Origin of the sequence: Frankia sp. AgB1.9, from assembly GCF_016786355.1 — a bacterium.
Lineage (GTDB): Bacteria > Actinomycetota > Actinomycetes > Frankiales > Frankiaceae > Pseudofrankia.
Genome location: NZ_JADWYX010000001.1, coordinates 163,940 through 184,757 on the forward strand (window position 1 = coordinate 163,940; position 20,818 = coordinate 184,757).

The 20,818-nt window shown below is 72.9% G+C and carries 13 protein-coding genes and 2 tRNA genes; 8 read left to right on the forward strand and 7 right to left on the reverse strand.

Translation table 11 applies throughout. The features are described from left to right. Positions 1-272 precede the first annotated feature (272 nt). The 5 genes from I6A60_RS00795 to I6A60_RS42615 all read right to left on the reverse strand — a co-directional run bounded on the left by I6A60_RS00795 (position 273) and on the right by I6A60_RS42615 (position 4,112). Positions 273-905 (reverse strand): ATP-dependent Clp protease proteolytic subunit, encoded by a 633-nt coding sequence (locus I6A60_RS00795; protein ID WP_305038752.1) that lies wholly within the window; start codon positions 903-905, stop codon positions 273-275. A 61-nt stretch (positions 906-966) separates the two neighbouring features. Then, on the reverse strand, positions 967-1,614 hold the full coding sequence (locus I6A60_RS00800; RefSeq protein WP_013423120.1) for an ATP-dependent Clp protease proteolytic subunit: 648 nt from the start codon (positions 1,612-1,614) through the stop codon (positions 967-969). A 355-nt stretch (positions 1,615-1,969) separates the two neighbouring features. Then, the gene (gene tig / locus I6A60_RS00805; RefSeq protein WP_203023844.1) at positions 1,970-3,403 is read right to left on the reverse strand and encodes a trigger factor; all 1,434 of its coding nucleotides are present in this window, start codon (positions 3,401-3,403) and stop codon (positions 1,970-1,972) included. Between the two features lie 514 nt (positions 3,404-3,917). Further along, positions 3,918-3,990 (reverse strand) — tRNA-Pro (locus I6A60_RS00810). Continuing rightward, on the reverse strand, positions 3,981-4,112 hold the full coding sequence (locus I6A60_RS42615; protein WP_255545395.1) for a hypothetical protein: 132 nt from the start codon (positions 4,110-4,112) through the stop codon (positions 3,981-3,983). The genes I6A60_RS00810 and I6A60_RS42615 overlap by 10 nt, the downstream gene beginning before the upstream one ends. Before the next feature lie 132 nt (positions 4,113-4,244). Between I6A60_RS42615 and I6A60_RS00815 the strand changes: the two genes are divergently transcribed. The 7 genes from I6A60_RS00815 to I6A60_RS00845 all read left to right on the forward strand — a co-directional run bounded on the left by I6A60_RS00815 (position 4,245) and on the right by I6A60_RS00845 (position 13,396). Beyond that, a tRNA-Gly gene (locus tag I6A60_RS00815) sits at positions 4,245-4,318 on the forward strand. 215 nt (positions 4,319-4,533) lie between these two features. Then, positions 4,534-5,310: a 4'-phosphopantetheinyl transferase gene (locus I6A60_RS00820; protein ID WP_238434504.1), complete on the forward strand. Its 777-nt coding sequence runs from the start codon at positions 4,534-4,536 to the stop codon at positions 5,308-5,310. Next, positions 5,310-7,211, forward strand: coding sequence for a class I SAM-dependent methyltransferase (locus I6A60_RS00825; RefSeq protein WP_203042385.1), 1,902 nt, complete (start codon positions 5,310-5,312; stop codon positions 7,209-7,211). The genes I6A60_RS00820 and I6A60_RS00825 overlap by 1 nt, the downstream gene beginning before the upstream one ends. Positions 7,212-7,316: 105 nt before the next feature. Further along, positions 7,317-9,197, forward strand: coding sequence for a methyltransferase domain-containing protein (locus I6A60_RS00830; protein WP_203023836.1), 1,881 nt, complete (start codon positions 7,317-7,319; stop codon positions 9,195-9,197). An 84-nt stretch (positions 9,198-9,281) separates the two neighbouring features. Beyond that, on the forward strand, positions 9,282-9,545 hold the full coding sequence (locus I6A60_RS00835) for a hypothetical protein (protein WP_203023835.1): 264 nt from the start codon (positions 9,282-9,284) through the stop codon (positions 9,543-9,545). Between the two features lie 70 nt (positions 9,546-9,615). Continuing rightward, positions 9,616-12,255, forward strand: a complete 2,640-nt coding sequence (locus I6A60_RS00840) for a Tex family protein (RefSeq protein WP_203023834.1) — start codon at positions 9,616-9,618, stop codon at positions 12,253-12,255. A 322-nt stretch (positions 12,256-12,577) separates the two neighbouring features. After that, positions 12,578-13,396, forward strand: a complete 819-nt coding sequence (locus I6A60_RS00845; RefSeq protein WP_307838637.1) for a L,D-transpeptidase — start codon at positions 12,578-12,580, stop codon at positions 13,394-13,396. A 68-nt stretch (positions 13,397-13,464) separates the two neighbouring features. On the opposite strand, the gene I6A60_RS43250 is transcribed toward I6A60_RS00845, so the two are convergent. Together I6A60_RS43250 and I6A60_RS00855 are read right to left on the reverse strand one after the other, a co-directional pair. Continuing rightward, on the reverse strand, positions 13,465-17,265 hold the full coding sequence (locus I6A60_RS43250) for a TIR domain-containing protein (protein ID WP_203055534.1): 3,801 nt from the start codon (positions 17,263-17,265) through the stop codon (positions 13,465-13,467). Between the two features lie 123 nt (positions 17,266-17,388). Continuing rightward, positions 17,389-19,719: an MMPL family transporter gene (locus tag I6A60_RS00855; protein ID WP_203017062.1), complete on the reverse strand. Its 2,331-nt coding sequence runs from the start codon at positions 19,717-19,719 to the stop codon at positions 17,389-17,391. A 117-nt stretch (positions 19,720-19,836) separates the two neighbouring features. Here I6A60_RS00855 and I6A60_RS00860 point away from each other — a divergent pair, with 117 nt between their 5' ends. After that, the gene (locus I6A60_RS00860; protein ID WP_203017060.1) at positions 19,837-20,607 is read left to right on the forward strand and encodes a TetR/AcrR family transcriptional regulator; all 771 of its coding nucleotides are present in this window, start codon (positions 19,837-19,839) and stop codon (positions 20,605-20,607) included. Positions 20,608-20,818: the final 211 nt, after the last annotated feature.

Below are 20,818 nucleotides of genomic sequence, written 5' to 3' on the forward strand. Positions count from 1 at the left end.
GACGATGGGGTCGCCTGCAAGTCGGGGGCGGCTCGCACCGCCCGGTCGTCGCGTGCCGAGACTGTCACTGGCCTTGCCAGGTGCCCACCGTGGCCGGCCCCAGGGCCGGCGCTCCAGCTCGGGCGCCACTCAGGCGGGGCCGGGAGGTCGCCCTCCCGTGCCTGGCCTGTCCTGCCTCGTACCGCCCCTTCGGGGGACGGTACCCCGCCCGGCCGCCCGGTGAGAGCCCTATCGCGCGGCTCATACGGGTCAGCCTACGGTCGTCTGTCCCGTCAGCGGGCAGCCGACAGGCGGGACGACTTACGGGTCTTGATCACCTCGTCGATCAGGCCGTACTCCTTGGCCTCATCGGCAGAGAGAATCTTGTCCCGCTCGATGTCCCGGCGGATGTCCTCTTCGGCCTTGCCGGTGTGGTCCGCGAGCATTTTCTCCAATAGCGAACGCATCCGGAGGATCTCACGAGCCTGGATCTCGATGTCGCTCGACTGGCCCTCACCGGAACCGGACGGCTGGTGGATGAGGATGCGGCTGTTCTGCAGCGCGAACCGCTTGCCCGGGCTCCCTGCGGCCAGCAGCACGGCCGCGGCGGACGCCGCCTGGCCCATGCAGATGGTCTGGATGTCGGGGCGGACGAACTGCATCGTGTCGTAGATCGCGGTGAGCGACGTGAACGACCCGCCAGGCGAGTTGATGTAGATCGAGATGTCGCGGTCCGGGTCCTCGGACTCGAGGAACAGCAGCTGCGCCATGACGTCGTTGGCCGAGACGTCGTCGATCTGGACGCCAAGGAAGACGATCCGCTCCTTGAGGAGCTTCGAGTACGGGTCCATGCCGTACTCGCCACGGGACGTCTTCTCGATGATGTTCGGCAGCACGTAGCGGCCGGTCTGCTCGTAACGGGACATGTTCATGCCCTCCCGGAGGTGCGGTGGTACGGGGCCGACGAGAGTGGGAGCGCCGACGAGATCACTGGCCGGACGGGGTGCCACCGGGCACCTGGCGCACCCGCTGGACGACATGGTCAACGAAGCCGTAGTCCTTCGCCTCTTCGGCGGTGAACCAACGGTCGCGGTCGGAGTCCCGCTCGATCTGGTCGATCGGCTGACCGGTGTGGAAGGCGATGCGCTCCTGCATCATCCGCTTGGTGTAGAGCATCTGCTCGGCCTGGATCGCGATGTCGGAGGCCGTACCACCGATGCCGCCGGACGGCTGGTGCATCATGATCCGCGCGTGCGGCAGCGAGTACCGCTTGCCGGCGGCGCCGGCGCACAGCAGGAACTGGCCCATCGACGCGGCGAGGCCCAGCGAGACGGTGGCGACGTCGTTCTCGACGAACTGCATGGTGTCGTAGATCGCCATGCCGGCGCTGACCGAACCACCCGGCGAGTTGATGTACAGCCAGATGTCCCGGTTCGGGTCCTCGGCGTTCAGCAGCAGCAGCTGCGCACAGATCGCGTTCGCGATGCTGTCCTCGACGACGGTGCCGAGGAAGATGATGCGCTCCCGCAGCAGCCGGTTGTAGACCTGCTCGTCGAAACCTGGGCCGCTCTGGCCCGCCGACCGGAGGCTGGGGCCACCCGGCGCGGCCAGACTCGGCACTGCGAACTCACTCACGTTCGACTCCTCGGCTTCACTGACCTGCTGGCTTCACTGACCTGGCTTCCGTACCCGCGAGGTTCCGGTACCCGCGAACGCCCCCACGACGGTTGCGTGCCGGGACGGTGCCCACGAGCGACGACAGCTTGACCGGCTCGACACTATCTGTGACCCGCGCCAGTTCCGGCCCATCCGGCTCGATGTTCGCGCTAGGCAGAGGGCCGCGCGATCCTCCGTGCACCGGCCAGGCCGATGGAGTGAGCAATGCAAACAGCTCGGCCCCCGCGGGGAAGCCGCGGGGGCCGACGGTCCTGCCGGGGCGAACCCGGCAGGCAGGAACGTCCAGGGCGAGCCCTGGAGCCAAGGTCACGCCCTAGTGGTTGTGGCCTTCATGGTCATGGCCCTCGTGATCGTGGCCCTCGTGGTCATGGTCGTGATCGTGGTCATGACCGTCGTCCTCGAAGCCCTCGAGGTCCGCCGGGTCCGGCCGCTCGGGCAGCTCCAGGGTCACCGCGTTGTCGTCGTCGTCCACGACGGTGGCCTGGCGCAGCAGGTGCAGCAGCGCCTTGTTGCGCATGATGTCGGACATCAGCGCGGTCAGCCCGGCGCCGTTGCCGCCGGCGAGCTGCTGGGCGTACTGCTCGGGCGGAACGCCGGAACGCTGCGCGAGCATGACGATCTGCTCCATCAGCTCGCCCTGGTCGATCCCGACCGACTCGGCGCGCACCACGGTGTCCAGGATGAACTGCGACTTGATCGCCTTCGTGGCCGACTCGCGGACCTGCGCGTCGAACTCCTCGGGCTCCTGCTCAAGGGTCTTCAGGTAGGTCTCGCGGTCGACGCCGTAACGCTCCAGGTCGTGGCCGAGGCGGTGTTCCCGGGCCTCGATCTCCGACTCCAGCACCGAGTCGGGCACCGGGACGTCGACGGACTCGATCAGCTGCTCCAGCAGCTTCTCCCGCGCCTGGTTGACCTGCTCGAACTTGCGGGTCTGCTCCAGGCGCTGGCGCAGGTCGGCCTTCAGCTCGTCGAGGGTGTCGAACTCGCTGGCGGTCGTCGCGAAGTCGTCGTCGAGCGCCGGGAGTTCCTTCTCCTTGACGCCGCGCACGACCGCGGTGACCTGGGCGGTCTGGCCCTGCCGGTCGCCGGCGAGCAGCTCGGTGTCGAACGTGCGGCTGTCGCCCTCGCTCGCGCCGATGATCGCCTCGTCGATGCCCTCGATCAGGTTGCCGCTGCCGACCTCGTAGGACATCCCGGTCGCGGTGGCGTCCTCGACAGGCTCGCCGTCGACCGTGGCCGACAGGTCGAGCGACACGTAGTCACCGGTGGCGACCGGCCGCTCGACCGGGGTGAGCACGGCGAACCGCTCGCGCATCGAGCCGAGCTGGGTGTCGATCTGCTCGTCGGTGACCTCGATCTTGTCGACCGTGATCTTGACGCTGTCCGCCTCCGGCAGCGCGAGCTGCGGGCGGACGTCCACCTCGGCGGTGAACACGATCGGGCTGCCCTCGGCGAACTCGGTGACGTCCACCTCCGGCCGCGACAGCACGTCGACGTCCTCGGCCTCGACCGCCTCCGAGTAGAACTGGGGCAGCGCCTCCTGAAGGGCCTCGTCGAGGATGGTCGAGCGCCCGAGGCGCTGGTCCAGAATCCGCGGCGGCACCTTGCCCGGGCGGAACCCGGACACCCGGATCTGCCTGGACAGCTTCTTGTAGGTGGCGTCCAGGGAGGGCTTCAGGTCGTCGAAGGGCACCTCGACGGTGAGTTTGACCCTGGTCGGGCTGAGTGACTCCTTGGTGGCCTTCACGGCGCGGATGTCTCCTGGTACGACGTCGGACGGGGGACGCGCCGAGATTACCGCCACGCGGTGACCCCGGACCGCTTCACGGCCCCCCGGGAAGGTGCAGCAAACGGCAACCCCGGACAGCCCCTCGATCAAGCGAGCTCAACACCGGCGAGCCAAGGCCACTCCGGCATCCCAGCCGAGCAAGCCCGACCCCGGAAAGCGAAGCCACCTCAACCCCCCGATCGAGCGAACTCGACACCAGCGGGCCAGAAGCCACCCCACCACCCCAGCCGAACAAGCCGACCACCGAGAAGCGAAGCAACCTCGACCCCCCAGCCGAGCAGAACTCGACACGGAAGGGCCAGAGGCCAGCCCACCCCCACCCGAGCCGAACAAGCCGACCATCGAGAAGCGAAGCAACCTCGCCCCCCCGGTCGAGCGAAGCTCGACACCGGGGGTCCGGGGGTCGCCCCCCGGAGCAATATCGCGGCCCCCGGGCAGCTGACGAAGTCAGCAAACACGGTGAGCCAGCACGTCGGGGCGGGGAGACTCGAACTCCCGATCTCCTGCACCCAAAGCAGGCGCGCTAGCCACTACGCTACGCCCCGAGGCGTTGCGCCTTCATCCTACGGGCTGGCGCCTCCTCGATCGCGGCCCGGCCCTCACGACCATCGACCACCGTCACCAGCGGCCACACCAACGTCACCACCGGGCAGCCGTCGACGATCACCAGCGTTGGTTCGCTCCTACGCGACGCGCCCGGTTCGCCCCGATCTGTCGCCACAACGTCAGGCCAGAAGAGGGACGACCGCCAGATCGTCGCCGAGACTCGCCCTGCGGTAAGCTTCGGCGCGATCACCATGCGGGTGTAGCTCAATGGTAGAGCCCCAGCCTTCCAAGCTGGTCATGCCGGTTCGATCCCGGTCACCCGCTCCACCTGCGGTTTGACGGCTTCCGCGCCTCAGGCACATTCGGCGCCCGAACCACCTGTGCGCGTAATCGTTTCTTGCCGCCCGCCTCCGAGCCGACCGTGGCCTCCATCACGCCCGCGACCGCGAGACGCCGATAGGACCCGCTCAGGGCCCGATGCCGGCGCCCAGCGGCGCGACCGGGTCCGGTGGCTTGTCGCCGACGGTGCGAAGCTTGGCGGTATGCCGGAAGTAGGAGTGGGGGCAGCCGCGAGCCTGCTGGCCGACCTTGTGCCGGCGAAGGCCGTCGCGGCGGAGACGCGAGTCGACGAGGCGGAGGCGGAGCTGTTCCCCGCCGAGGAGGCGCTGCTCGCCCGGGCCGTGCCAAAGCGCCGCCGGGAGTTCACCGCCGGCCGGGTGTGCGCGCGACGGGCGATGGCGCGCCTCGGGGTAGCGCCCGCGCCGCTGCTGGCCGGGCCGAACCGGGAGCCGCTGTGGCCGGCCGGGCTGGTCGGCAGCATCACCCACTGCGAGGGATACCGGGCCGCCGCCGTCGCGCGGGCCGGGGACGTGCTGTCCATCGGGATCGACGCCGAGCCGAACGGGCCGACGCCGGACGGGGTCCTCGATCGGATCGCGCTGCCGGCCGAGATCTCCTGGGTACGGGCCGCGGCCCGGGTCGAGCCCGAGGTGCACTGGGACCGCCTGCTGTTCTGCGCCAAGGAGTCCGTCTACAAGACCTGGTTCCCGTTGGCCGGGAGCTGGCTGGGCTTCGAGGACGCGCTGATCACCCTCGACGACCGCCCGGACGACAGCGGGCCGACAGGCGACGCGGGACGCACCGCGGGCGCGACACGATGGACCGGCGCCTTCACCGCGAAGCTGCTGGTGACGGGTCCGATCCTGCCGGACGGGCGACGGCTCTCGTCGCTGCGCGGCCGGTACCTGGTCACTCAGGGCCTGATCCTCGCCGTGGTCGCGATCAACCCGGATGACCGGGTGGACGGAGACAGTGCCTGATGAACCGAGGTGTGCTGCCGGCGGCCCTGACCGCCGGGATCGTGATCAACACGGCTCGGCTGCGCCGTCGGCTGGCCGCACTGCCGGTGATCGAGCCCTCGGACGACCGGGTCCACCACACCCACGTCTTCCTGGCGGCCGACGGCGTCCGGCTCGATGACGCCCAGCAGCGGGCCGCGAGCGCGTACGCGTGCCGCCACGGCCTCGACGTCCTGGACCTCGTGCCCGACGAGCTGAGCCCCGACCGGCTGCTCGACCTGGCCCGGCTGGTCGACCCGGCCCGGTACCGCACCGACCGGCTGGCGCCGGGCCGCGGCGCCTACCAGGCCCTGCTGATCGACCGGGACGTGCTGGCCCGCGCGGGGCTGCACCCCAAGGAGGTCACCGAGGTCGGCCTGGTCGCCGTCACCGCGACGCTCAAGCGGTACGCGCCGCTGACCACCGGGCTCGCGGTGCTGCCCGGGCTGCGGGCCGCGCCCCGGACGGGCCAGCAGCGGCTGGCCGTGCGGCAGGCGACGTCCCGCTGGGACCCGGCCCGCCCGCTCGGCCCGATGCTCCGGGACCTCGCGCTGGCCCGTGGGCTGACCCGCGCCCCCCGCTGGACGCTGACGGCGGCGGCGGCCAGCTGGCTGCAGCCCGTCGCCGCAGCGGCGGGCGGGCCGGTCCGGCTGCGCCCCGCCGACGCCCTCACCGCACCGCTGCTGCGCCGGCGAGCCGCCGCCGAGTTCCTCGCCGACGCGTCCGCCCTGGGTGCTGCGGCGGCTCGAAGCGACCGCGTGCGCACGCCGGCCGAACCGGGCGGCGCCGACGCGGGCCGCCTGGCGCGCTGGGGCTTCGCGCGCCCGCATGCGTTCCCCGCCGACGACGCGGAGCACGCCGCCGAGCTGCGCGCGATCTACCAGGCCGACCTGGCCGGCGGCGTCGAGCGCTTCCTCGCCGCGGCGCGGCCCACCTGCCCCTGGTGCGGCGGCGCCCGGCTGAGCAAGGTCACCGACGCCTTCGACGCGACGCTGGCCAAGCCCGGCCGGTTCCGCTACGACCGCTGCGCCGACTGCCGGCACGTCTTCCAGAACCCCTCCCCCACCGACGAGGGCCTGGACTTCTACTACCGGGACTTCTACGACGGCCTGGGCGCACCGATCATGGAGGTCATCGGCGACGCCGGCCGGGCGGGCTACCTCGCCCGCGCCCGGTCGGTGCCCCCGACGCCGCGCGACTGGCTGGACGTCGGCACCGGCATGGGCCACTTCTGCCTGATGGCCCGCGACGTGTGGCCGACCACGGTCTTCGACGGCCTGGACCAGGGCGAGGCCCTGGCGGAAGGGGCCCGGCGAGGCTGGATCGACCACGCCTACTCCGGCCAGCTCCCCGACCTGGCCCCGTCGCTCGCCGGGCGCTACGACGTGGTCAGCATGTTCCACTACCTGGAACACACCCGGGACCCGCGCGCGGACCTGGACGCCGCGATCACCGCGCTGCGCCCGGGCGGCCACCTGCTGATCGAGGTGCCCAACCCGGAGAGTCTCTCCGCCCGCGTCTACGGACCGCTGTGGTCGGGCTGGCTCGCGCCACAGCATCTGAACCTGATCCCCGCGGACAACCTGGTAGACGTGCTGACGGCGCGCGGCCTGCGGGTCGAGCACGTCGAGTTCGGCCGGGCCCACCTCGACGGCGACGGGATGTACGCCTGGTGGGCGCTGTGCCAACGGCTAGCCCCGTCGCTGGACCTGCCCTGGCGGGCCCAGCCGGGGTCGCAGGGTGGGCAGGCCCGGCGGATGGCGAAGCTGGCCGCGCTCGGACCGCTGTTCCCCGCCATGGTCGTCGCCGACGCGTCCGCCCGGCCGTACCTGACCGGCGGGCGGCGGTCGAACGCCTACCGGGTCCTGGCCCGGCTGCCGTGACACGTCCTGACGATGACACCGCCTGACGATGACACCGCCTGACATCGGATCCCGCGGCCGGCCGGCCCGGGCCGCAGTGAGTCGCTCCCGCCCGCTGGAGGTTCCGTGAACCGTCGGACCTGGATCTCGGCGGCCGTGGCCGCCGGCGTCGGCCTCAACACCGCCCGGCTGCGGCACCGGCTGTCCGCGCTGCCGCTCATCGAGCCGTCCGACGAGCCGGTGCACCACGCGCACGTCTTCCTGACCGCCGGCGGGGTCCGCCTCGACGAGGCCCAGCGTCGGGCGGCGAGCGCCCACGCCCGCCGGCACGGCCTGGACGTGCTGGACCTGGTGCCCGAGCAGCTGACCCCGGACCGCCTGCTCGACCTGGCCCGGCTCGTCGACACCACCAGCTACCAGGCCAACCGGCTCACCCCGGGCCGGGGCGCCTACCAGGCGCTGCTGGTCGACCGGGAGATCCTCGCCCGCAGCGCGCTGGACCCGAAGGACCTCGGCGAGACCGACCTGGTCGCGATCACCGCCGTGCTCAAGCGGCACGCGCCGACGACCACGGCCCTCGCGGTGCTACCGGGGTTGCGGGCGCTGCCCAGGACGGGAGCCGAGCGGTTCGCCGTCCAGCGCGCCGCCTACGCGTGGCAGCCGCCGAGCCTGGTCGCTCCGGCGGTCCGCGACGCGCTGCTCGCCACCGGGGCGCGGGCGGCGCCCGGCTGGACGCTCGCCGCGGCCGCGCTCAGCTGGCTGCAGCCGGCCGCCGTCGCCGCCGGGGGGCCGTTGCGGCTCGACCGGGGCGACCTGCTCGCCGGGCCACTGGTCCGGCGGCGCGGCGCCGCCGAACTGCTCGCCGACCTGGTACCGACCCGGGCCGCCGAGCGGCTCGGCCGCTGGCGGGTGTCGTTACCTCCGGCCTACGCCGCCGACGACGAGGCCGGCCTCGAGGCGGCCCGCGCGGCCTACCGGGCCGATCTCGCGGCCGGCGTCGAGCGGTTCCTGGAGGAGCCCCGGACCACCTGCCCGTGGTGCGGCGGCCCCCGGCTGCGCCGGATGACCGTCGGCGTCGACACGATGCAGGTCAAGCCGGGCCGGTTCCGCTACGACCGGTGCGCCGACTGCCGGCACGTCTTCCAGAACCCGCGGCTGACGCCGGCCGGCCTCGACTTCTACTACCGCGACTTCTACGGCGGGCTCGGCCGGGACTCGATGGAGCAGGTGCTGGGCTTCGGCCCGGGCTCGCACCCGGCGCGGGCCCGCTCGGTTCCGCCGACGCCGCGGACCTGGCTCGACGTCGGCGCGGGCCACGGGCATTTCTGCCTGCTGGCGCGGGATGTCTGGCCGAGCACGGTCTTCGACGGCCTGGACCTGGGCGACGGCATCGAGGAGGCCGCCCGGCGTGGCTGGGTCGAGAACGCCTACCTCGGCCAGTTCCCCGACCTCGCCCCGTCGCTGGCCGGCCGCTACGACGTGGTCAGCATGTTCCACTACCTGGAGCACACCGGCGACCCGCGGGCCGAGCTCGACGCCGCGGCGCTCGCGCTGCGCCCGGGCGGCCATCTGCTCATCGAGGTGCCGAACCCGGACAGCGTGACCTTCCGCGCCTACGGGCCGCTGGCCTCCGGCATGCTGATCCCTCAGCACCTGAACCTGCTGCCGGCGGACAACCTCGTCGAGGCGTTGACCGCGCGCGGCTTCGTCATCGAGCAGGTGGAGTTCGGGCAGGTGCACATCTCCGGCGACGCGCCGCTCGCCTGGTGGGGGGTGTTCCAGCTGCTGGGCCCGTCGCCCGACCTGCCCTGGCGGGACGTGCGCCGCCCGCTGCTCGGCTACGCCCGGCGGGCGGCGGCGTTCGCGGCGCTCGCGCCGCTGATGCCGGTGGCCGCGGTCGCCGAGGCGGCGAGCCGGCCGTTCCTGACCCGAGGCAACCGTGCGAACGCGTACCGCATCCTCGCCCGGCTCCCTGATCCTGGCGCCGCGGCGCCGGTCATCGGGTAGCCCACCCCCGCCCGGACCGTTACCCTCCGTAGCCACAGCTCCCCGTCAGGTGACGGGGACCGGGCCGGCGAAGGAGGCGCGGCGGTGTCCGTGTGCGAGGTCTGCGGCAACGACTACGCGATGAGCTTCGAGGTGCACGCGCAGGGCGCGGTGCACGTCTTCGACAGCTTCGAGTGTGCGATCCATGCGATGAGCCCGGTCTGCGAACACTGCGGCGTGAAGATCAGCGGTCACGGCGTCGAGGCCGACGGCCGCTTCTACTGCTGCGCCCACTGCGCCCGCGGCGAGGGCGTCGACAGCGCCCTGATCCGCGACCACGCCGACACCGGCCGCCTGGCCCAGGCCTGACCCCCGGGGGGCGTGGCGTCACCCCGGTCCCCACTCCGGAATAATCAGTGGGGACCGGAGGAGATCATCTGTGACGACGACGTCCACCGTCCAGGTCGCCGCTGTGCCAGCAGAGGCTGCCAGGAGGTCCATCGAGGGCCGGATCGCCGACGAGCTCGGGGTGCGCGAGACCCAGGTCGTGGCGGCCGTCGGGCTGCTCGACGGCGGCTCGACCGTCCCGTTCATCGCGCGCTACCGCAAGGAGGTGACCGGCACCCTCGACGACACGCAGCTGCGCACGCTCGAGGAGCGGCTGCGTTACCTGCGGGAGCTGGAGGAGCGCCGGGCGGCGATCCTGGAGTCGATCCGCTCCCAGGGCAAGCTCGACGACGGGCTCGAGGCGCAGATCAACGCCGCCGACTCGAAGGCCCGGCTGGAGGACATCTACCTCCCCTACAAGCCGAAGCGCCGCACGAAGGCCCAGATCGCCCGCGAGGCTGGTCTGGAGCCGCTGGCCGACGCGCTGCTGGGCGACCCGACGCTGGACCCGACTGCGACCGCCGCCGGCTACGCCGACGCGGAGAAGGGCGTCGCGGACGCCCCTGCCGCGCTCGACGGAGCCCGCGCGATCCTCGTCGAGCGGTTCGCCGAGGACGCCGACCTGATCGGCGAGCTGCGCGAGCGGATGTGGGGCCGCGGCCGGGTGGTCTCCAAGGTCCGCGAGGGCAAGGAGGAGGCCGGCGCCAAGTTCTCGGACTACTTCGCCTTCGACGAGCCGTTCACCTCGCTGCCGTCGCACCGGGTGCTCGCGCTGCTGCGCGGCGAGAAGGAGGAGATCCTCGACCTGGATCTCGATCCGGAGCCCGAGGACGCGGACCCGACCGCCCCGGTGGTGCCGTCGGGCTACGAGACGGCGATCGCGGCCCGGTTCGGCGTCACCGACGCCGGCCGGCCGGCCGACCGGTGGCTGGGCGACACGGTCCGCTGGGCGTGGCGGACGCGTGTCCTGGTCCACCTCGGCATCGACCTGCGGCTGCGGCTGTTCCAGGCCGCCGAGGACGAGGCCGTCCGGGTCTTCGCCACGAACCTGCGCGACCTGCTGCTGGCCGCGCCCGCCGGCACCCGGGCGACGATGGGCCTCGACCCTGGCTACCGGACCGGTGTCAAGGTCGCCGTCGTCGACGCCACCGGCAAGTGCGTCGCGACCGACACGATCTACCCGCACGTGCCGGCCCGCCGCTGGGACGAAGCCCTGGTCAAGCTGCACAAGCTGTGTGCCGCGCACCAGGTGGAGCTGATCGCGATCGGCAACGGCACCGCGTCCCGGGAGACCGACAAGCTCGCCGAGGAGCTGGTCCGCGGGGCGACCGAGCTGAAGCTCACCAAGATCGTCGTCTCCGAGGCCGGGGCCTCGGTCTACTCGGCCAGCGCCTTCGCCTCGAAGGAGCTGCCCGGGATGGACGTCTCGTTGCGCGGCGCCGTCTCGATCGCGCGCCGCCTGCAGGACCCGCTGGCCGAGCTCGTGAAGATCGACCCGAAGTCGATCGGGGTCGGCCAGTACCAGCACGACCTCAGCGAGCTGAAGCTGTCCCGGTCGCTGGACGCCGTCGTCGAGGACGCCGTGAACGCCGTCGGCGTCGACGTGAACACCGCGTCGACGCCGCTGCTCACCCGGGTGTCCGGGATCGGGGCGACCCTCGCCGAGAACATCGTCGCCCACCGGGACGCGACGGGGCCGTTCCGGACCAGGACCGCCCTGCGCGAGGTGCCACGGCTCGGCCCGAAGGCGTTCGAGCAGTGCGCCGGCTTCCTGCGCATCCCCGACGGCGACGACCCGCTCGACGCCTCGTCCGTCCACCCCGAGTCCTACCCGGTGGTGCGCCGCATCCTGACCACGACAAACGGCGACCTCCGCGAGCTGATCGGGAACTCCACGGCGCTGCGGGCGGTGAAGGCGACCGACTTCGTCGACGAGACCTTCGGTCTTCCGACGGTGACCGACATCCTCGCCGAGCTGGAGAAGCCGGGCCGCGACCCGCGCCCGGCGTTCAAGACGGCCACCTTCGCCGACGGCGTGCACGAGATCTCCGACCTGGTCGCCGGCATGGTGCTGGAGGGCGTGGTCACCAACGTGGCCGCGTTCGGCGCCTTCGTCGACGTCGGCGTCCATCAGGACGGCCTGGTGCACGTGTCGGCGATGTCCAAGACCTTCGTGCGCGACCCGCGTGAGGTCGCCAAGCCGGGCGACATCGTCAAGGTCAAGGTCCTCGACGTCGACGTCCCCCGCAAGCGCATCTCGCTGACCCTGCGCCTCGACGACGACGCGGCCGCCGGTGGCGGTGGCGGCGGCGGTGGCCGCGAGGGACGTGCGCAACGCTCCGGCCCACGCGGCGGTGGCCAGGCGGCCGGCGGCCAGCCGGGCGGTGGGCGACCAGGCGGCGGCCAGTCCGGCGGCGGACAGGGCAGCGGTCAGAGCGGTGCCGGCCAGGCAGGCGGCCGGGACGGCGGACGAGAGGCTCGCGGCACGGACGGCCGCGGCCCACGGCGGGACGCCGGCACCCGTGGCGCCCCCGCCGACGGACGTGGCGGTGGCGGCCAGCGCGGCGGCGCGAGCCGCGGGAACGGGCAGCGCGGCGGACGGCCAGCCGCCCCACCGAACGGCGCGATCGCCGACGCGCTGCGTCGGGCCGGTCTGGTCGACGAGAACGGCAAGCCCCGCACCGGCAGGTAAGCCCGATCGCTGAGGACCGGTCCAGGTCAAGATCTACCTGGGCCGGTCCTCAGACGTTGAGCGGTCGACTCATACCCGGCGCGTGCGCGTGAACCTCCATACCGGCGCGAGGTGGACGGGCGGCCGTGTCCGCTCGGTTCCCGCCCGAACCCCGCTGCGCCCGTCTCCCGGCAACTACAGCAAGTAACCTGCCGGCTGCGACGGACGACGGAGTGGCGGACGGGGGCGGGCAGTGCGCAGGCGCGACCGAACGACGGCGAGTCGACAAGACGAACCGAAGCCGGCCCGTGAGGCTGCCCTGGCGTCAGCCAGGACCATCTCGGTGACGGTCGCGGCCGGGGTCACCGTGGCCGTCGCGCTGGCCGGCTGCGGTGGCGGCCATCCGCCGGTGGCGGGGCCGAAGCCGAGCGTCTCGGCCAGCCCGACCCGGCCCGTGGCGAAACCGCGCGTGGCCGGCCTTGACCCGGCCCATCTTCCGGCCGGGTGGAGCCTGGTCGCGTGGCCGGCGGCCGGCACCGTCCCGGTCTTCGGCCAGTCGGCGCCGGCGACGGCCGCCGACGCGCCGACCACACAGGCGCCGGCCGTCGCGCCAGTCGGCCGGTCCGCCGACCAGCCGACCAGCACGCTCGCCAACCCGAACGCCGAGGGCGCGCCGTTGGCACTCCTGGTCAAGCGCTACCAGCCGGACTGGCTGCAGGTGTCACTGCCGGTGCGCCCGAACGGGACGACCGGCTGGATCCGGACCAAGGACACCCGGCTGACAGCGACCCCGTTCTCGCTCACCGTCGACAAAACACGCCACGAGCTCACCGTCTTCAAGGACGGCAAGCCCACGGGCGTCTATCCGGTCGGCATCGGCACCGGAACGACACCGACACCGCTCGGGCATTTCTATCTGGCCGAGCTGCTGAAACCGGCGAACCCGGCGGGACCCTGGGGTCCATACGCGTTCGGGCTTTCGGGATTTTCTGACGTCATCACGAACTTCGACGGCGGCGACGGCATCATCGGCCTGCACGGCACGAACCAGCCGGACCGCGTGGGCACCGACGTCAGCATGGGTTGTATTCGCCTGCGTAACTCCGACATCACCGCGCTCGCCGCCCTGCTGCCGGTGGGGACGCCGGTCACGATTACCTGACCTGGACGGCCCGCCGGGTGGGCCGTCGGAGGGCCCTGAGCGGCGCGACACATATGGGGCTGAACTCGTCACCTACAGCGGATCGGGCGGGCCCCCCGGCCGGCCCGGGCGGCGCCGGGGAGGCCGAGGCCGGGCAGGCCGCCGCCCTCCAGAGGGGCGCCGCCGAGGCGCGCGCCGCGGGCCACCGTCGGGTCGGCGCGGCGCGCGATCGCGAGCGCGTTCGCCCGGGGCGCCTGGCCGGCCTCCGGCTCGGTCAGGGCTCGCCGCGCCCAGGCCGTCGCGGCGGCGTCGCCGGCCACGCCGCGCAGGAAGTCGACCATGAGCGGCGACATCACCCGGGCGCCCAGCACGTCGCCGCCACCGTCCAGGTCGTCGACGTCAGCCAGCCGCTGGGCGGCCGCCGCGGCGACCAGGTACTCCATCACCGACTGGTGGATGAAGGTGAAGCCGCCGTCGTCGGCGCGGACCAGCAGACTGCCCGAGCCGACCATGTGCGCGGCCTGGCTGGAGTCGAGCTGGCCGGCGTCGACCCGGTCCGTCATCGCGTCGAGGGCCGTGCTGGTCGTCGCGGTGAGCTCCGAGAGGTTGATCACCTGGTCGGTCGTCCGCCAGAGCCGCAGCGCGAGCGCGGTGACGGCCTCCCGGCGCTCGCCGGCCGTCAGCGCCGGCCCGGCGCCGGGCGGGCGGGCCCGGCGTTCCTCGTAGCGCAGCCACTCCTCGATCAGCTCGCCGTACAGGTCCGCTGAGCTGATCACACCGGTTCTGGCCTGGACGGCCCGCAGCCGGTTCGTGTCGAGCGACGCGATGAAGCCGAGCATCCGCGGGTTGTGAGACAGCCCGAGCAGGTCCCTGATGTCGTGGATCAGCTCGAGCCGCTCCCGGGCCTTCGCGGCGTCGCCGTGGTGCAGCCGGATGAGGAACTGCTCGATCTGGCGCTCGGTGAAGTCGCCGACCTCGGCGATCCGGCTGGCCGGCAGCAGCTCGACCCGGGCGCCGAGCGCGCCGCGGACCTGGCCGTGAGACAGGAAGTGCTGGGTCCGGCTGGTCACGACGACCTTGGCCTGGCCCTCGACGGCGTCCAGCAGCCGGCCCAGGTGCTCGGCCGCGGTCTCGTAGGTGACCCGCAGCGCGAGCTCGTCGAACCCGTCGAAGAGCAGCACCAGCCGGCCGCGGCGCAGCATGTACCGGAAGACCGACACGTCGACCCGCTGCTCCCCGGAGGCGACCAGGTGGGCCGCGACCAGCTCGTCGACGCTGTGCGCCTTCTCCATCGCGCGCAGGTCGATCAGCAGCGGGATCAGGTGTGGGCGGCGCTCGGGCAGGGTGCGGGCCAGCTCGTGCAGACAGAACGTCTTGCCGCGGCCGAAGTCGCCCAGGATCAGGACGAACCGCGCCGAGTCGGCGGTCAGCCAGTCGACGAGCTGGCCGAGCAGGTCACCGCCGTCGGGGCCGCCCGCCTGGTCGGCGCTGCCGTCGCCGGTTGGCACCATCCCGTTGAGCGTGCCGTCGAGCATGGTGTCGGCTGGGGCGGTGTCGGCCGGGGCGGCGTCGGTCGGGTCGGCGGTGACCGGGCCGCCGTCGATCACCCGGAACCGCTGCGGCAGGTAGAGCGCCGGCGGGTAGAGCCGGTCCGCGGCCAGCCGGTCGCTCTGCCGGCGCAGGTAGCCGCGTAGGTCCAGCAGGCCCTGGTACTCCACGAAGCTGCGCAGCCGCACACCGCGCACGGACGCCTGGCGGACCAGCTCGTCGGGCGCCGGCATCGGGCCGCCGTAGACGAGGTCGGAGGTGAGCTGGGGGTCGGTCGCCGCGTACTGGCGGTGCACATGCTCGACGAACCGGTCGACGGCGTTCTCGTCGACGCCGTCCTCGGCGATCCCGACCGGGCGCTGCTCGAACACCGGCCCGTGCGGCACGGTGACCCTCAGGTACTCGGGGGCGACGCCGGTCGGCGAGATCCTGGTGATCGTCGCGCCGGGGGAGGAGAGCTCGGCGATCTCCGCGACCCGGTCGGCGAACGTCTCGCCGCGCCGCGGGCCGGGCCCCTCCGCGCCGTCCGGGTCGTCGGTTCGGTGCTCGCCGGTGGGCTTGCGCCCGTTGCTCGCGAGCGCGGCGGCCTTGCCAGCCGAGCCGGGGCCCTCGATGGCCGGCGACCGGCGGGTTGGGCGGGGGAACGTCGTGGCGGCGTGCTCCCAGCGGGTCCGGTAGGTGACGGTGCCCGCCGCGCCGACCTCCTCGGCCGGCCGCCAGGCGCCGGCCCGGCGGGAGAAGCGCCGGTCCAGCCTGGTCACCTCCGCGCGGCCGATCCGCAGGACCTGGTAGCGCAGCGCGGTGTCGGCGGTCGGGACCGGGTGCGGCGGGTGCGCGCTGATCAGCGTCGTCCCGGAGCGCGGCAGCCGGGTCGGCACCGCCGGCAGCGGGCCGTCGGGCGTCGGCGCGCCGTGCCCGTGCGCGGCGAGCAGGAGGTTGACGTGCCCGCCGAGGATCAGGTCGACCCCGTAGGCATCGGTCGCCTTCGCCGAGTGGACCCGGTCGGCGGCCAGTGGGGGGTGGTGGCCGACCGCGAGCCGGAACCAGCCGGCGCGCTCGTAGCCGGCGAGCCGGTCGGCGAACCAGCGGGCCTGAGCCTGGCCGACCTCGCCGCGGTCGTCCGCCTGCAGGTGGCTCATCGCCATCGTGGAGTTCAGCCCGGCGACGACAAGCCGCAGGTCCGCCATCGGGTAGAACGTCCACTCCTGCCCCACCGCGAACGTTCGCTCACCGAGCTCCCGGTAGAGATTCGCGTGGAAGTCAACGAAGTGCCGCCACTTGCGCCAGTACGGCGCCGTCGGCTCGATCTCCTCGTCCTCGCAGGCGGCGAAGTAGGCGCGGGCGGCAGCGGCGCTCACGTCGCCGCGGCCCGGGACCAGCGCGATCCGGTCGACCGGCAGACTCAGCCGGTCGGCGAGCACCGCCAGCCGTACCGCGGCCTGCTCGTACTCGCCACGCCGTCCCTCCAAGGCCACCCCGGTGACCACGACGAGGTCCGGGGTGAGACCGGGGCTGGCGGCGAGCACGGCCAGGTCGTCGAGCAGCGCGGCGCCGAACGGTTCCGGGCCGGTGTCCGGCGCGTGCCCGGGCCGCGTCGGCGCGGCGAGTGCCGGCAGGTGCAGCAGCGTGATCGACGTCCGCTCCCCGCCGCGGTCGGCCGCGGCGAGCGTGGCATCGGCTCGTGGCTCCGGCAGGGCCGGCACCGACGCGGTGAATCCAGGCGTCGGCGTGGTGGGCCCGAACATCGGCGTGGTGGCGCCGAGAGCCGGCGTGGTGGGGCCGAGCGTCTCGGGCGGCCCGGCCATCAGGGCGGGCAGCGCGGCTCCGCCGGCCGGCAGCGCGAGCCGCTGGGCCGGCCCGGCGATCTCGTAGCCCGGGAAGGGTGGCTCGTGCTCAGGTTCGGGCCGGCCGGTCGCCGGCTCGACCAGCCCACGCAGCACCGTCTGCACCGCCTTCGCGCGGTCCAGGCCGAGCAGAACGATCATGTTGATCGTGCCGAGCAGCGGCGGCAGATCGCACTGCTCGACCAGCACCGGCAGCAGGAAGCCGTCCCGGGTGTGTGCCAGCCGCATGCCGGCCTGCCATTCCTCCCGAACCCAGGAGGACCGGTCGAGGTAGGCGGGCGAGACGACCGCGATCATCCGGTCGGCGCGGGTGAGCGCGGCGTCTATCTGGTCGACGAAGTTGGCGCCGAGCGGGAACGAGCGTCGGTAGAAGTCGACCTCGTAGCCGGCGTCGCGCAGCACATGATCGAGCCAGCTGCCCCAGCGTTCGTCCGGTCCCGCCACGCTGAGAAAGATCCGCCGCACCTCACCCGCGGTCGGAGCAGTCTCTCCCCACACGCCCCGATAGTCCCAGAATCACGCAACGCGCAAGGGAAATCGGCAAATGCGTGCCCGGTAGAACGTGATGCCCGCGTCGGCCGGCCCGGCGAGGATCCGCCAGACCGGCCGGCGCGCGGGTCGTCAGGAGGAGGCAGGTGAGCTCGTCGCCGAGGCCGGGACGTCGGGCTCCCCGCTCGGCCGCGGGACGTTGACCGTCGCCGCGGGGCCCACGGCCGGGCCGGCATCGCTCAGGCCGATCCGGTTGTGCAGCCGGCGCAGCGGGGCGGGTGCCCACCAGTTGACGTCACCGGCGACCCGCATGAACGCGGGAACCAGGACGCCACGCACGAGGCTCGCGTCGAGGACGATCGCCAGCGCCGTCGCCAGGCCGAACATCTGCATGAACCGCACCGAGCCGGTCGCGAACGCCGCGAAGGTCACGGCGAGCAGCAGCGCGGCGGTGGTGACGATCCGGCCGGTGCGGGCGAGGCCCGCGGCGACGGCCTCGGCGTTCGGGGTGCCCGCGTCGTGCTCCTCCTTGATCCGGGAGAGCAGGAAGACCTCGTAGTCCATCGACAGGCCGAAGGCGATGCAGAACAGCAGCACCGGCATCGAGGTGTCCAGCGGACCCGGGGTGAAGCCGAACAGCCCGGAAAGGTGCCCGTCCTGGAAGATCCAGACCGAGACGCCGAGGACCGCACCGAGCACCAGGCCGTTGAGCACCAGCGCCTTCAGGGGGAGCACGACGCTGCCGGTGAACAGGAACAGCAGCACGAACGTCGCCAGCGCGATCAGCCCGATGGCCAGCGGGAGCCGCGAGCCGATCGCGTGCTTGCCGTCCACGAGGCCGGCCGAGACGCCGCCGACCAGGACCTGGGTGCCGGGCGGCGCGGGCAGCGCGCGGGCGGCGTGGGCCATCCGCTCGCCGCTGGCCGACATCGGGTCGATCGAGGGAACGACCTGAAGGAAGGTCGCGCCGTCGGCCGCGAACCGGGCGTCCGCGGGGCCGGGCGCACTGGTGCGGGCCCCGTGCTGGAACGCCCCGGCGGCGCTGTCGACCCGGCCGACGCCGGGCAGCCGGGACAGCGCGGCCGCGTAGCTCGTCAGGGTCGCGTCGCTGGTCGGGCCGTTGACGACGATGTTCATCGCGCCGCTGACGTTGGACCCGAAGTCGGCCCGCAGCACGTCGCCGACCTGCCGGCTCGGCGCGGCGTTGAGCACGCGGTCGTCGGGGGTGGCGAAGGAGACGTGCAGCACCGGCGCGGCGAGCAGGAGCAGCAGCGCCACCACCGGCAGGCCGGCGAGCAGCGGCCGGCGCATCACCCTCGTCGCGATGCCCCGCCAGAACGGCGACTCGGTGGTCTCGCGCGGGATGTCGCCGGCCGCGCCCGGCGTGGCGGTGCGGCGGCGGCGGCGGACCAGGCCGATCAGCCCGCTGACCGGCAGCGCGTTGACCCGCTCGCCGAGCAGCAGCAGCACGGCCGGCAGTGCCAGCACCGCGGTGAGCATCGTGACCAGGGTGACTGCGATGCCGGCGTAGGCCATGGACTTCAGGAAGTACGGCGGGAAGACGAGCATCACGGCGAGCGCGACGATGACGGTCGCGCCGCTGAACAGGATGGTCCGGCCCGCGGTGCGCACGGTCGCGATCACGGCCGCCCGCTTCTGGGCTCCGGTCAGAGGCTCCCCGCCGCCCCGCCGCACCGCCGCGAGTTCCTCGCGGTAGCGACTGACCATCAGGAGGGCGTAGTCGATGCCGAGGCCCAGGCCCATCGCGGTGGCCAGGTTCACGGCGAAGATCGAGACGTCCGTCAGGGAACCGATCACCGACAGCGCGGCGAAACCGCCGAGGATGCCGATGAGCCCGACGCCCAGCGGCAGCGCCGCCGCGACCACCCCCGCGAACGCGACGACCAGCAGCACCAGCGTGATCGGGATCGCGATCGACTCGGCGGTGCTGAGGTCCTTGGTCACCTGGGCGTTGACGTCCCGGTTGACGCCGGCTCGCCCGCCGGGTCGCACGGTGATCGGGCCGTCGTCGGCGGCCTTCTCGATCTTCGTGACGACGGCCTTGGCGTGGTCGTCGTCCACCGAAGCGACGACGAGCGCCTCACGCCCGTTGGTGGAGCGCAGCGCGGCCCCGGCTCCGGTCCAGTAGGAGACGACGCCTCGCACGCCCGGCTCCTTGCCGAGCTCGGCCGACAGCGAACGCCCGGCGGCGGCCACGGCCGGGTCGTCGACGCTGCCCGAGCGAGCGGTGACGAGCAGGACGAGGTTGGGGGTGCCGCCGAAGCGGGCGTCCACCTCGTTCGCCGCCCGGGTCGAGTCGGACTTCGGGTCGTCGAAGCCGTTGGACAGCAGCTTGCCGAACGCGCCGACGCCGAGCACCGCGGCGCCGAGTACGAACAGCAGGGCGACGGTCAGGACGATCCGGGGCCGGCCGGTCACACCCCGGGCAAGACGAGCGAACACTGTTGCCTCCTGAGAGCTACACTCGCTGAAGAGAACAGTGTTCGCTCTCGTGAGCCCTGTCAATACCGTGAACGCTGTCAATAGAAAAGTTTGGTGCTTGCTGGAAAGATGGCCGAGATGAATCCACTGGCCCCCCGCCGCGAGCGGTTGCGCGCAGCGACGATCGCGGAGATCAAGCAGGCCGCGCGCGACCAGGCCGCCACGGGCGGGGTCGGCGCGATCTCGTTGCGCGGCGTGGCCAAGGCCATGGGGATGGCGCCGTCTGCGCTGTACCGGTACTTCGACAGCCATGACGTGTTGGTCACCGAGCTGTGCGCGGACGCCTTCGCGTCACTCGCGGACGCGCTGGAGGCGGCGTACGTCGTCGAGCGGAACGTCGACCATGCCCGCCGGTGGCTGTCGCTCGCCCGTGCCTACCGCCGCTGGGCACACGAGCACGAGACCGAGTACATCCTGCTGTTCGGCCCGCGCTCGACGCTCGACCTGGACGACAAGTCGGGCCGATGTGGGGCCGAGATGCGCCGCGCGGTCGGCGTGCTGTTCCAGTGCATGATCACGGAGATCGCCGCGGGCGTCATCGACCCGTCCCATCTGGACGCGGGCCTCAAGCCGGGACTGCGGGAGCGGCTGGCGGCCTGGGGGGTCGAGGAAGGCGCCCCGATCTCCTCGGCTGCGCTGGCCGGCTGCCTGATCGTGTGGACCCAGCTGCACGGGTTCCTGTCGCTGGAGCTGTTCGGCCACCTGCCGCCCGTTCTCGGGGACGTCTCCGACCTCTACGACCAGCAGATGCTGGACGTGATCGTGCGGATCGGCTACCGCGAGCCCATCGACCTGGCCGCGGTGACGGCCCCCGGCCCCAGCGAGCCAAAAGAGTTCAGCGAGCCTTGAGAGCCCTGCCAGCCAGGCGAGCCGTGCGAAGGCTGTCAGCCCAGCCAAGAAACCGACCCCGCTATGCCCTGGACCCCAGACATCCACGGATTGCCCCGTCCGGCGTAGGGAGGGCGCGCAGCGCCCGACCAGGTGAAGCGGCCGGCGGGGGCGCGGCGCCCCGGCACGTATAAAAAACAACCCCCCCCCCCCGCCCGCCCAAAAATGGGGT